10 protein-coding genes are annotated in these 12058 nt (G+C 72.3%); 5 read left to right on the top strand and 5 right to left on the bottom strand.

What is annotated here, in order from left to right:
* Positions 1–494: 494 nt before the first annotated feature.
* The 3 genes from ABT245_RS01855 to ABT245_RS01845 are packed head-to-tail and all read left to right on the top strand — an operon-like array spanning position 495 to position 4907.
* Positions 495–1706, top strand: a complete 1212-nt coding sequence (locus ABT245_RS01855) for a TIGR04053 family radical SAM/SPASM domain-containing protein (RefSeq protein WP_351727635.1) — start codon at positions 495–497, stop codon at positions 1704–1706.
* 55 nt (positions 1707–1761) lie between these two features.
* A complete protein-coding gene (locus ABT245_RS01850; protein ID WP_351727633.1) occupies positions 1762–4461 on the top strand; it encodes a multicopper oxidase domain-containing protein in 2700 nt (899 codons plus the stop codon).
* The gene (locus tag ABT245_RS01845; RefSeq protein ID WP_351727632.1) at positions 4461–4907 is read left to right on the top strand and encodes a hypothetical protein; all 447 of its coding nucleotides are present in this window, start codon (positions 4461–4463) and stop codon (positions 4905–4907) included. Before ABT245_RS01850 ends, ABT245_RS01845 begins: the two co-directional genes overlap by 1 nt.
* Before the next feature lie 61 nt (positions 4908–4968).
* Here the strand turns inward: ABT245_RS01845 and ABT245_RS01840 are convergent, their stop codons facing one another.
* On the bottom strand, positions 4969–5391 hold the full coding sequence (locus ABT245_RS01840; protein ID WP_351727631.1) for a pyridoxamine 5'-phosphate oxidase family protein: 423 nt from the start codon (positions 5389–5391) through the stop codon (positions 4969–4971).
* Positions 5392–5761: 370 nt separating this feature from the next.
* Here ABT245_RS01840 and ABT245_RS01835 point away from each other — a divergent pair, with 370 nt between their 5' ends.
* Positions 5762–6916, top strand: a complete 1155-nt coding sequence (locus tag ABT245_RS01835) for an MFS transporter (RefSeq protein WP_351727629.1) — start codon at positions 5762–5764, stop codon at positions 6914–6916.
* 61 nt (positions 6917–6977) lie between these two features.
* Here ABT245_RS01835 and ABT245_RS01830 read toward each other — a convergent pair whose 3' ends face one another.
* Positions 6978–8717 carry a sensor histidine kinase gene (locus ABT245_RS01830; protein ID WP_351727628.1) on the bottom strand — a complete coding sequence of 580 codons (1740 nt, stop codon included), beginning with the start codon at positions 8715–8717 and terminating at the stop codon, positions 6978–6980.
* Positions 8718–9181: 464 nt separating this feature from the next.
* Between ABT245_RS01830 and ABT245_RS01825 the strand changes: the two genes are divergently transcribed.
* Complete coding sequence (locus tag ABT245_RS01825) at positions 9182–9850, top strand: class I SAM-dependent methyltransferase (RefSeq protein WP_351727626.1); 669 nt, start codon at positions 9182–9184, stop codon at positions 9848–9850.
* Between the two features lie 218 nt (positions 9851–10068).
* Here ABT245_RS01825 and ABT245_RS01820 read toward each other — a convergent pair whose 3' ends face one another.
* The 3 genes from ABT245_RS01820 to ABT245_RS01810 are packed head-to-tail and all read right to left on the bottom strand — an operon-like array spanning position 10069 to position 11837.
* Positions 10069–10962, bottom strand: a complete 894-nt coding sequence (locus ABT245_RS01820; RefSeq protein WP_351727625.1) for a sulfurtransferase — start codon at positions 10960–10962, stop codon at positions 10069–10071.
* Complete coding sequence (locus ABT245_RS01815; RefSeq protein ID WP_351727624.1) at positions 10959–11393, bottom strand: OsmC family protein; 435 nt, start codon at positions 11391–11393, stop codon at positions 10959–10961. The genes ABT245_RS01820 and ABT245_RS01815 overlap by 4 nt, the downstream gene beginning before the upstream one ends.
* Before the next feature lie 9 nt (positions 11394–11402).
* Entirely contained in the window at positions 11403–11837 is a 435-nt protein-coding gene (locus ABT245_RS01810; protein ID WP_351727623.1) for a transposase, read from the bottom strand.
* Positions 11838–12058 lie beyond the last annotated feature (221 nt).

The raw sequence follows: 12058 nt of genomic DNA, 5'->3' as shown, positions 1-12058 counted from the left end.
CCCCGCCACCCCCCCTGCCCCCCCCGCGCTCAGCCCGGGGGGCCGCCCCCGCGGGGGGCGGCGGCCCCCTGGCATCAACGGGGGACCATGCCCTTTCCGCCCGGCCGTTCAGGACCGGTCCCGCTTGCGCATGTTCCGTTCCGGCGGAGCCGGTCACCGGGAGGGGAAGCCTCGGAGCCGGGTCCTTCCGTGCGCTTGCCGACGGGCCGTCCGGCCCTGCCGCAGCCGCCCGAACGAGGGACCCTCGGCCCATGACCACGGGCTCATCGGCCGCCGCGCCCCGGGCGTTCGATGCCGAATGCTGGCTCTCGACCGATCCGGAGGTGTCCCGTGCACTACTGCAACCAGCATCCGCGCGGCTGTCCACGCGGCCGTCCCCCGACACGGGTGCTGCGCAGGGACCGGGCCGGTCACGCTCCGGCCGCCCGCCACGTCTGCCCTGACTCCCGGGCGGCCGGACGTACGCTACGCACCGATCGCGCAGGGAGGGCCCGGTGAGCGCCGCCCGAGTGATCCGCCGGCAGCACCAGAACGTCGCGGACAAGCCGTTCATCGTGATCTGGGAGTCCACCCGGGCCTGCCCCCTGGCCTGCCTGCACTGCCGCGCCGAGGCCGTGCCCGACCGTGACCCGCGCGAGCTGGACACCGCGGCCGCGCAGGAACTGATGCGTCAGGTGGCCGCGTTCGGGCAGCCCGCCCCGCTCTTCGTGATCACAGGCGGGGATCCGTTCCAGCGCCCCGACCTGCTGGAGCTGATCGCGTACGGCGAAGGGGCGGGCGTCCGCGTCGCCGTGTCCCCCTCCGGCACCCCCACGCTCACCCCCGACCGGCTGCGTGCCGTGCACGAGGCCGGTGCCGTCGGCCTCTCGCTCAGCCTGGACGGCTCCACGGCCGAACTGCACGACGGATTCCGGGGCGTACCCGGGGTGTACCGCTGGACCCTCGACGCCTGGGACACCGCCCGCGCTCTCGGCATGAAGGTGCAGATCAACACGACGGTCGCCCGGCACAACCTGCACGACCTGCCGGACATCGTCCGCCTGGTCGCCGACCACGGCGTGATGCTGTGGAGCGCCTTCTTCCTGGTGCCCACCGGCCGCGGCGGGCAACTCGGCGCGCTCACCCCGGCCGAGGCGGAGGACATCCTGAACTTCGTGTACGACGTGGGCCTGACCGTGCCCGCCAAGACGACCGAGGCACACCACTTCCGACGCGTCGCACTCCAGAGGAAGGTGCTCGCGGACGCCGGCGAGGACCACGTCGCGGCGCTGGAACTCGGGCCGCTGTACCGGCGACTGCGCGACCGGGCCGCCGAGTTGGGACTGGACACCCAAGGCCGCCGGGCGCGCCGGCCGCCGCTGGACGTCAACGCGGGCCGTGGCTTCGTCTTCGTCTCGCACACCGGCACCGTGCACCCCAGCGGCTTTCTGCCCCTCGGGGCGGGCAGCGTCCGCGAGACACCCCTGCCCGAGATCTACCGCACCTCACAGCTGTTCACCGGCCTACGGGACGCCGACCGGCTCGGCGGCCGCTGCGGATCGTGCGAGTTCCGCCGTGTCTGCGGCGGCTCCCGCTCGCGGGCCTACGGCGTCACCGGCGATCCCTTCGCCGAGGAACCCTGGTGCGGCTACCGGCCCGGGTCCTTTCCCCACCAACGGGAACTGGCCGCGCTGCTGTCCGGCGGCTCCCCCGACGCACGCCGGTGACCCGCCGGTTCCTCTTCCCCCCGTCCCCACTCCGCACGGCGCAACAGGACATCACGTGACCAGCCGGCCCGACCGACCCGAAACCACCCAAGGCCATTACCCCAGCAGGTTCAGGCAATCCGGTCTGAAGGCCCGTCATCTGCGCGCCCACATCGCCGTATCGGCGTGGACGGCGCTGGCATTGCTCGCGGCGACCGCCCAGCAGACGCTGCCCGTCGCCCGCTGGCTGGCGATCCATCTGTTTCTGCTCGGCGCCGCCACCACCGCCGTCGTGGTCTGGAGCGAGCACTTCGCCGTCGCCCTGCTGCACGCCCGCCGTCCAGACGAACGCTGGAGCGATACCCGGCTGGCCTGCGTCAACCTCGCCGTGGCCGGTGTGGTGCTCGGGGTGTGGGCGGATCGGCCGGTCCTGACCGGTGGCGCGTGCGCGCTGCTGGTGGTCGCTCTCGCCGCCCATCTGGTGGTGCTGGTGCGCCTGGGCCGGGGCGCGCTGGGCGGACGTCTCGCGTCTGTCGTCGGCTTCTACCGGGTCGGCGCGGCGGCGCTGATCACCGGCGCGGTGCTGGGCGGGCTGCTGGCCACAGGACACGCGGGTCCGCGGCACCACACCGGGCTACGGCTGGCCCACATCCATGTCGCCCTGCTCGGCTGGATCGGACTGCCCGTGCTGGGCACCTTGCTCATGCTCTGGCCCACCGTACTGGGGGTACGCATGGCCGAGCGCACCCCCCGGGTCGCCCGCTGGGTGCTCGGGCTGACCGCCGGCGGACTGCTCACCGCGGTGGCCGCACTCTCGGCGGGCCTGCGCCTGCCCGGCCTCGTCGGTGTCGCGGTGTACGCCGTGGGCGTGGCCGTGGCCATGGACCTGCTCATCCGCACGGCAGGCGGGCGGCGTCCGGTGCCGGCGGCGGCTGCCTGGACGCTGGGTGCGGCTGCCGGGTGGCTGTGCGCGGGTGTGGCCGCCGACGCGGGCGTCCTCGCCGTCAGGCCGCTCACCGAAGCGGCGGAGACCGTGGGGTCACGCGTACCGGTCTTCCTCATCGGGTTCGTCGCGCAGGTCCTCATCGGCGCACTGACGTATCTGCTGCCCATCGTGCTCGCGGGCGGTCCGAAGGAGCGCGCCGCGCTGCGCGCGGTACTGGAACGGGGCTGGCCGGTCCGCTCGGCGGTCCTCAACGGCGGCGTCGCACTGCTGGCGCTGCCGCTGCCCGCACCCGCCGGCACGGCGGGCATGCTGCTGGCCGCGGCAGCCGGAGCGGACTTCTTCGTCCGCACGATCCGCGTCCTCGTCCGCGTCCGAGAAGGCGGCGGGGTGCGTGAAGACGGCCGGGTGTGTGAAGACGGCCGGGTGCGTGAAGACGGCGGGGTGCGTGAAGACGGCAAAGTGTGTGAAGACGGCAGGGTGCGCGAGGGCGGCTCGTCCCGACGGCCGGTCCTGCTGGGCACCGCGGGGGGCGCCGTACTGATCGTGCTGGCCGTGCTGGTGGCCAACAGCGGCGGCTCCACCGAACGGCCGGCCGTCGCCGCCGGGACGCAGCACGGCGCCGCGACCGTCACCCGCACCGTGGACATCACACTGGCGAACATGCGCGTCCGCCCCAGCCGGATCGACGTGAGCGCGGGTACCGGACTGAAACTGAGGATCACCAACAAGGACGCCCAGCGCCACGACCTCAAGGTCGACGGCGGCCCGGCGACCCCGCTCCTGTCCCGCGGCGAGAGCCGCACCCTCGATCTCGGGCCGGTCACCGAGAACCGCACCGCCTGGTGCACACTGCCCGGACACCGGGCCGCCGGAATGACCCTCGACATCGTCGTGCGGCACAGCACCGGCGGCACCATGGCGGGACACGACATGTCCGGCACGGGCAGCGGCGACGACGCGCTGGACCTCGCCGCCGACTTCTCCCACGGATGGCGGCCCCGCGACGCGGACCTGGCCCCCGCTCCCGCCGCGACGGTGCACAAGGTGGAACTGCATGTCCTCCGCCGGACGGTCGAGGTCGCCCCGGGTGGGAAGCAGCAGATGTGGACCTTCGGCGGCACCGCACCCGGCCCCACCCTGCGCGGCACGGTGGGCGATGTCTTCGAGGTCACCCTCGTCAACGACGACCCCACCATGGGCCACGGCATCGATTTCCACCCCGGATCCCTCGCCCCCGACCGGGCGATGCGCACCATCCAGCCCGGTCAGCGGCTGGTCTACCGCTTCCGCGCCGACCGGGCCGGCGCCTGGCTCTACCACTGCAGCACGGCACCGATGCTGCAGCACATGGGCAACGGCATGTACGGCGCCGTCATCATCGACCCACCCGGCCTGGCAACGGTGGACCACGAGTACGTGCTGGTCTCCTCCGCGCTCTACCTGGGCACCCCCGGCAGCTCGGCACAGGTTTCGAAGATGCGTCAGGGTACGCCCGACGCCTGGGTGTTCAACGGCGTCGCCGCCCAGTACGCGAAGGCACCGCTGACGGTGCGGGCAGGCGAGCGGGCCCGTTTCTGGGTGGTGGCCGCGGGGCCCAGCGACGGCATCTCCTTCCACATCGTCGGCACCGTCTTCGACACCGTGTACAAGGAGGGCGCCTACCTGCTCGAACGCAAAGAGCCCGGCGGTTCGCAGGCACTGGACCTGGCGGTGGCCCAAGGCGGCTTCGTCGAGACGACGTTCCCCGCCGCCGGGCACTACTCCTTCGTCGACCACGACATGCGCCACGCCGAGGCCGGGGCCATGGGCATGGTGGAGGTGAGCCGGTGATGGACACCGTCGGCCTGTGGTCCCTGGTCCGTTTCCTGCACGTCATCGGAGCCGTGCTGTGGGTCGGCGGACAGCTCGCCCTGACCCTGGTCGTGCTGCCCCTCGCCCGGCGGATGCTGGCCGCAGACGCCAGGGACCGCTTCGCGGCGGCGGCCGGCCGCCGGTTCGGGCTGCTGACCGGGATCGTGTTCCTGCCCCTGCAACTGGGCACCGGGTGGGCCATGGCCTGGCACCGCGGTGTCACCTGGGCCTCGCTCGCCGATCCCGGCTACGGGCGCACCCTGGCCACCAAACTGGGGTTGTTCGTGCTGGTGATGCTCGCGGCGGCCGGGCACGGCATCGCGTACGCGAAGGGCCGTGCCGAACTGGCCCGCGCCTTGGCCGTCATATCGCTGGTCGGCTCACTGGGCGTCGTACTGCTCGCCGCCGCCCTGCCCGCCACATGACCGCAGACGGCTCACGTCCTACACCGGGTTCCGGCCGCCCCGGCGGCACGCTCGAAGGCGGTCAGTCCGTACCGCGCACACCGGCGATCTCACGGCCGGTGATCATCTCCGCCTCGATACGCACATAGACCCCGTCCCGGGTAACCACCCAGGACTGCGGGCCCGTTCGTGACAGCCGTTCGTGTTCGTCGGGGTCGGTCACCACGCTCGCCCGACCGGTGACGACCACGCTCCAGCCGGAGCGGGTCGCGGCGTCGAAGTCGTCGGCCTCGAAGGCCACCACGACACCGTCGATGGCGCGCACCAGGTCCGAGGTCGCCGAAGTGCACAGGAGCACGGAGGAATCCGTGTCGAGGGAGAAGTTGACCGGAAGCACCGCGGGCAGCGCCCGACGGGTGTAGACGACACGACCGACCGGAACCTTCGCCAACAGGCGCAGGCACTCCTGCCGATCGAGCGTGCGGAAGCCGTCGTTGTGGAACATCAGTCCAGCGTCTCTCACCTGACCGGGGCAGCGTAAGGGCCGGACGGCCCTTGTCCCGTCGTCCCACCGTGCTGTGCACGCGACGCGACCCGAAAGCCGGGGACCGCCGGACCGGTGGATGAGGCCGTATGGCCCACCCTTTGGGAAGTCCCTGCCGCAGATAGTGGCGTCAGGCCCCGGCACGCATCGCGTGGTCGGCGGCCCGCGGCCCCGGCTCCATCCCCGGGGCCGCACCACTGCGAACGAAGGGACAGACGGCATGTTCCAGCCGTCGAGGAGTCAGAAAGAGGCACCGGCCACACCGGCCGTACCGGCACCGGCCGCACCGGCACCGGCACCGGCCGCGTCCGTGCCGGGACGCGCATGGCTCATGCTGGCGTTGGCCACGGTGGGTTTCGCCGTGAACTTCTGGGCGTGGGCGCTGCTCAGCCCGCTCGGCCCGCGCTTCAAGGACGGCCTCGGCCTCAGCTCGTTCCAGCAGTCGCTGCTGGTGGCGGTGCCGGTGGTGGTCGGGTCGCTGGGACGGATCCCGGTGGGCGCGCTCACCGACCGGTACGGCGGGCGTGTGATGTTCCCGCTGGTCTCGGCCGCCACCATCGTGCCCGTGCTCTACCTCGGCCTGGCCGGACACTCCTCGCTCGCCGCCCTGCTGGCCGGCGGATTCTTCCTCGGTATCGGCGGCACCGCGTTCGCCGTCGGCGTGCCGCTCGTGAACGCCTGGTTCCCGCCCGAGCGACGGGGCCTGGCCATCGGCGTGTTCGGCGCCGGCATGGGCGGCACCGCCATCAGCGCCCTGACCACCGTGAAACTGGTCGACGCGCACAGCATGTCCACCCCGTTCGTGATCACGGCCGCGGTGCTGGCCGTGTACGCCGTGGCCGCCGCGCTGCTGCTGCGTGACGCACCCGGCCGCACCGTGCCGGCCGAACCGCTGGCCCGCCGCCTGGCCGCCACCCTGAAGCTCCAGATCACCTGGCAGGCGTCCGCGCTGTACGCGGTCGCGTTCGGCGGTTACGTCGCCTTCTCGGTGTATCTGCCCACCTACCTGAAGACCGGCTACGGCCTCACCCAGGGCGACGCCGCGAACCGCATGGCCGGGTTTGTGCTCCTCGCGGTGGCGATGCGGCCGGTCGGCGGCTGGCTGTCCGACCGGCTCGGCCCGGGCCGGGTGCTGGCCGGGGCGCTGACCGTGGTCGTGGGCGGGGCCGTGGTGCAGTCGTTCACCCCGGACCTGGCACCGGTGGGCACCATCGCCTTCCTGGCCATGGCCGCCGCGCTCGGCGCGGGCAGCGGGGCGACCTTCGCCCTGGTGGCCCAGATGACCCCGGCCGCCCAGGTCGGCTCGGTCACCGGAGTGGTCGGCGCCGCGGGCGGCCTCGGCGGCTTCCTGCCGCCGCTGGTGATGGGCTCGCTCTACGGCCAGTACGGCACCTACGCGGCCGGGCTCGCCCTGCTGGCGATCGTGGCCGCCGCCGCGCTCGCCTACACCCTCACCGGTGTCCGCACCGCAGGCAGCACGGCGTAGGAACAGGCAGCACGGCGTAGGAACCGGCGGACGGGAACGAGGCCGGTCACGGGCGGCAGCGTCAGGCGGTGGGGGAGAGCGGGACCACCCACTCGACGACGGTGCCGCTCGGTCGGTTCGCGGACACGGTGAACGCGCCGCCCTGCTCCTCCGCGCGCCCGCGAAGGTTCGCCAGGCCGCTGCGGCGGGTGACCGCGGGATCGATCCCGCGGCCGTTGTCGGCCACGCGCAGCTTCACGGTGGCGTCGGTGACCTCGACACCGATATCGACGGCGGTGGCGGCCGCGTGCCGGGCGGCGTTGGACAGGGCCTCGCCGAGCACGGCCAGCAGTTGCTCGGCCTGCTCGGCGGACACGGCCGTGTCCAGCAGCCCGGTCATGCGCAGCGCGGGAGCGAAGCCGAGCGACTCGGTGGCCCGTTCGGTGGCCGCCACCAACTGGGCGCGCAGCCCGCTTCCACGACGGTCCCGATCGTGCTGGCGCAGGGCGTAGATGGTGCCCCGAATGATCTTGATGGTGTCGTCCAGGTCGTCCACGACCCGCTGGATCCGCTCGCTCACCTCGGGCCGGTCGGAGAGCCGGCCCAGCGTGGACTGCAGCGTCAGCGCGCCGGCGAACATCCGCTGGATGACGAGGTCGTGCAGGTCGCGGGCGATCCGGTCACGGTCGTTGAGCACGACCATGCGTTCGCTGTCGCGCCGGTGCTCGGCGACGTCCAGCGCCAACGCGGCCTGGTTGCCGAACCCGGTGACCATGTCGATCACGGCGTCGGTGAACAGGGCGCCGCCCGGCAGATGCGCGACCTGGAGCACCCCGCGGACATGCTCCCGGGTGCCGAGCGGTACGAAGAAGGCCGGCCCCAGCTCCACCACCGAGGCGCTGCCGCCCTCGGCACGCGGATCGGCGCTCACCGCCTCGCTGGTGATCGTCTCCCCGGACGTGTAGACCTTCGCGGCCAGCGCTGTGGCGGGCAGCACAAGGCCGCGGACCTCCTCGGCCCCCGCTCCCGAGGCGGCCTCGATGACCAGCTCGCCCCGATCCCCGACGGGCACCGCCAAGGTGACCAGGTCCGCGCAGGCGATCTCCCGCACGGTGCCGGTGAAAGACGCCAGCACCGCGGCGGGCTCCGCGCCGGACAGCAGGCTGCGGGTCAGTTCGTTGCTGGCCGCCAGCCACCGCTGCCGGCGGCGCGCGTCGTCGTACAGCCGGGCGTTGTCGATGGCCACACCGGCCGCCGCGGCCAGGGTGCGCAGCACCGCCTCGTCGTCGCTGTCGAACTCGGCGCCGCTCTTCTTGTTCGTCAGATACAGGTTGCCGAACACCTGCTCGCGCACCCGGACGGGGGCGCCGAGGAAGCTGGTCATCGCAGGATGGCCGGCCGGGAAGCCGGCGGACGCCGGATGCTCCGCCAGGTTCGCCAGGCGCAGCGGCTCCGGGCGCCGGATGAGCAGCCCCAGGATGCCCTCGCCGCGCGGGTAGGGCCCGATGCGGGCGATCGCCTCGTCATCGATGCCGACCGTGATGAACTGCTTGATCGTGCCTTCCTCGCCCAGCACGCCCAGCGCCCCGTACTGGGCGTCGACCAGAGTGGTCGCCGACTTCACGATCCGCTGCAGCACCACCTCCAGGTCCAGGTCGGAGCCGACCGCCAAGACGGCGTCCAGCAGCGTGTGGACCCGGTCCCGGGCCCCCCGGACCTGCGCCACCTGCTGCTGCAGGTCGTCCAGCAGCGCGTCCAGCCGCAACTGGGGAGACACCCCGGATGCCTCCACCTCACGCGAAACCTGCGCGTGCTCGTCCACCACAGCTCCCCTCACGACATAGCCCACCCCCCAGAATGCCGTACGGGCCGAATCCATTGGACGGCACCCGGGGGGCGGGCGAGGCGCGGCGTGTGCTGTCGTCCGCCCGCGCGCCCTCGCCCGGCACCGGGTCACCGCGATGCCCGGGGCGCCGGCTCACGCCCGAGGTACCGTCACAGGCGTCGTACACGGGGTGCGCGTGGTGGCGGCCGATTCGCCCGCCGACGCGCCGCCCACCCACCGCGCCGCCCACGGGGAGCACGGCGGCCACCAGTCCAGCGGGCGCCCTGGGCGACACCGCATCACCGGACCCACCCGGACCGGCATCGGCATGCGGGTGAGCTGCGAGTGCTTCGGGAGTGTTCATGGCTGAGCCCCCTTTCCAGCGCGGTCGGCCGTTTCTCCGGGGTCCTGCCCGACAGGGCGGGTGTGCGGGACGAGCGGGGCCGACGTACGGTCGAAACGTGGGCAGTGGCACCGTGCGGCAGGCAGTGGCGCAGGGCTCGAACGCATGGGCGCGGGTGTTCGCGCTGGTGTACGACCCGCTGCTGTGGGTGGGCGAGAGGGCCGGCCTGGCCGCCCTTCGCCAGGATGTGGTCGGCCGTGCCCGGGGGCGGACCGTGGAGCTGGGCAGCGGCACCGGCCTGAATCTGCGCTACTACCCCGGCGACCTCGACGAGCTGATCCTCACCGAACCCGGTGCCGCGATGCGCGGCCGGCTGGCGCGGCGGTTGCGTCACGGTCGCCGCCGGGCGCGTGTGCTCGACGCGTCGGCTGAACGGCTGCCGTTCACCGACGCAACCGTGGACACGGTGGTCTCAACGCTCGTGCTGTGCACGGTCGACGCCCCCGAGCAGGCGTTGCGGGAAGTCGGGCGTGTGCTGCGCCCCGGTGGCCGGCTGCTGTTCCTTGAGCACGTCCGTTCTCGGTCACCGCGACTCGCCTCTTGGCAAGACCGCCTCGCCGGGCCCTGGCGTCGGTGCGCGGAGGGCTGCCACTGCAATCGAGCCACCGGTGAACTGATCCGGGCGTGCGGGCTGGAGCTCGAACACGCGGTGGAGGCGTCGTGGCATGCAATGCCCCCGATCGTTCGGCCGCTGATCGCGGGCGTGGCCACAAAGAGAGAGAGTTGAGGCCGGCCGCGCCACCAAGCTCCGCAACTCACCCGTAGAAAAACGGGTGTTGACATGACCTCGGGGTCTGGCTGATCATCACAGGTGTGTCACGGAGTCCCCTGAGTAACTCGACATGACCAGGGCACCGCTGTGACCAGGAAAGCAAAGCGCACTCTCCGGCACATCTCACCTGTCGTTCGACATGTCCCCGAATTCGGCACTCCGCACGGTGCCGTTCACCCGCAGTCGGTGTCGGCGGCGGTGGAACGGCTGGCGGTCGCGCCCTGCTCCACGGGCAGTGACGCATCGCGCTCCCAGGCCGACCAGGAATCGACGAACAGGCCCACCCGCTGCCCGAGCAGGGCCCCGACGAACACCAGCAGAGAGCTGGACACTCCGCCGCCGCAGTACGCGCCGACTTCGTGGCTGCCGATCGCCCGACGGGACAGGAACCACTTGCGCAGTTGTGCGGGCGGTCGCAGCAGCCCGTCGGGAGCGATCAGTTCGGCCGAGTGCGCGTGCACCGCATGCGGGACATGACCGCTCCTCGGGTTGTCCCGCGCGCCGTTGTACGAGCCGGCGGGCCGGGAGTCGAGCAGTGTGCCGTAGTGCGAAATCTCCAGGACCTCCGCGGCGTTGAGGACGCGTCGGCCGGGGCCGGGCGGCGGCTGCGGCGCGAACCCGTCGCTCACCGGGGCGGGGGCCGGTGTCTCGTGGTGCAGGGTGGTCGGGCCGCCCGCACGGACCCAGGCCGGCAGCCCGCCGTTCAGGACACGTACCGAAGGAAACCCGGCCCAGGTGAGCGTGAACCAGGCGCGGGTGGCGGACGACCACTCCTCGATCCGGCGGGTGTGGACCACGATGTCGTCGGTCGGCGCGACCCCGCGGGCCAGCAGGGCGGCACGCACGTCGGCGCGCTGAGGCAGCGGGAGATGGCCGCTGGTCGCCGTCGGGATGCCGGCGAAGTCTGACCTGACCGAGGTCCGGACCGCGCCGGGGATGCTGCCCGCGATCGGGTCCGGTCCCTGGGCCATCACCCGCCACGGCGCGACCTCCACGAACACGAGCCGGCCGCGTTGTTCGCAGGCGCTTTGGGCGTCGATGAGATGGGCCGCCCGAGCCGGCGTCATCGCAGCGCGCCGGAGGTGTGCGGGACGAACACCACCGGAAGGCTGTCCTTGAGGGCGTTGTAGATGCGACACCGCTTCTTGTACTCGGCGACGAGTTCGTCGGCGGTCACATTGTCCGCGCCGTCGATGAAGCACTCCATGATGAGCGTGCCCAGGTAGTCCCCCTCGACCTTGCGCTCGATGCGGGCGAAGATCTCGACCTGGCGCTCCGGCTGACCGTTCTCGACGAAGTCGTACCGGAACGCGTTCAGCGCGCAGGAGACGAGCGAGGCGACGAGCAGGTCGAGCGAACTCGCCTCCTCGCCCGGGCCACCGCTGCGTACGGAGCCGTCCGACAGGATCTCGAACCCCGGGCCGCCGATGACGTAGCGGCCGCGGACATCGGTGGTCCGCCCGTGCAGATTGCTGGTCACGGTTGTCTTGTCGCTCATCGTAGGAGTCTAGACGCGCGGCGGGTGACCGATCGTGGAGTCCGGAGTCTGGACACCGCTCGTGGTCGCCGCCCGCAGCTGGTCGGCCAGCAGTGACACGACGCGGGTGAGTGAGCGGTTGTCCTCCTGCAGCACGGTGATCCGCCGCTCCAGTTCCTCGATGCGCGCCTGGAGTTCACGCTGACTCGGTCGGCGCTGCTGGCGGGCGGCCGGCGGGGGAGTGCCGGCCTCCCAGCCGTCGCCGTGGCCGTCGGGGGAGTCGTAGTCGTAACTGCCGTCGTCGTAGCGTGTGAGCCACTTGCGCAGCGACTGGGGGCCGACCTCGAACTCCTCGGCGACCTCGCGGACGATCGAGCGGTTCTCGGGCTCGTCGCGGCGCCGCTCGAGCACCCGCTCGACCGCGCGCTGGCGGACCTCGTCGCTGTACTTCCGGTCAAACACCATGCCGGTTTCCCCGTTCAGGAGACTGCAACATTCTTGTCACGATACTTCAAGGACACCCGTGTCAACATATCGGCTACGAGGCGCTCGTACCCAGACCCGGTCCCATCGTCTCTTCGATCCGCCGTCCGGACTGCGCCGAACAGCGGATTGACCAGGGACAATGCCGGGCCGGGCCGTCGACGACGCAGAGTCGAGCGAGTCACACCTCGTGTAAGGCGTAG

The organism is Streptomyces sp. NPDC001508, from assembly GCF_040298665.1.
Taxonomy (GTDB): domain Bacteria; phylum Actinomycetota; class Actinomycetes; order Streptomycetales; family Streptomycetaceae; genus Streptomyces.
Note: the sequence above shows the minus strand (reverse complement) of the source record. Positions and strands in the feature narration are given on the sequence as shown.

Bases quoted from the DNA above. Each gene is read 5' to 3' on its own strand.
- ABT245_RS01845 (WP_351727632.1), top strand. From the start codon at position 4,461: ATGGACACCGTCGGCCTGTGGTCCCTGGTCCGTTTCCTGCACGTCATC.
- ABT245_RS01840 (WP_351727631.1), bottom strand. From the start codon at position 5,391: ATGTTCCACAACGACGGCTTCCGCACGCTCGATCGGCAGGAGTGCCTG.
- ABT245_RS01835 (WP_351727629.1), top strand. From the start codon at position 5,762: ATGCTGGCGTTGGCCACGGTGGGTTTCGCCGTGAACTTCTGGGCGTGG.
- ABT245_RS01820 (WP_351727625.1), bottom strand. From the start codon at position 10,962: ATGACGCCGGCTCGGGCGGCCCATCTCATCGACGCCCAAAGCGCCTGC.
- ABT245_RS01815 (WP_351727624.1), bottom strand. From the start codon at position 11,393: ATGAGCGACAAGACAACCGTGACCAGCAATCTGCACGGGCGGACCACC.
- ABT245_RS01810 (WP_351727623.1), bottom strand. From the start codon at position 11,837: ATGGTGTTTGACCGGAAGTACAGCGACGAGGTCCGCCAGCGCGCGGTC.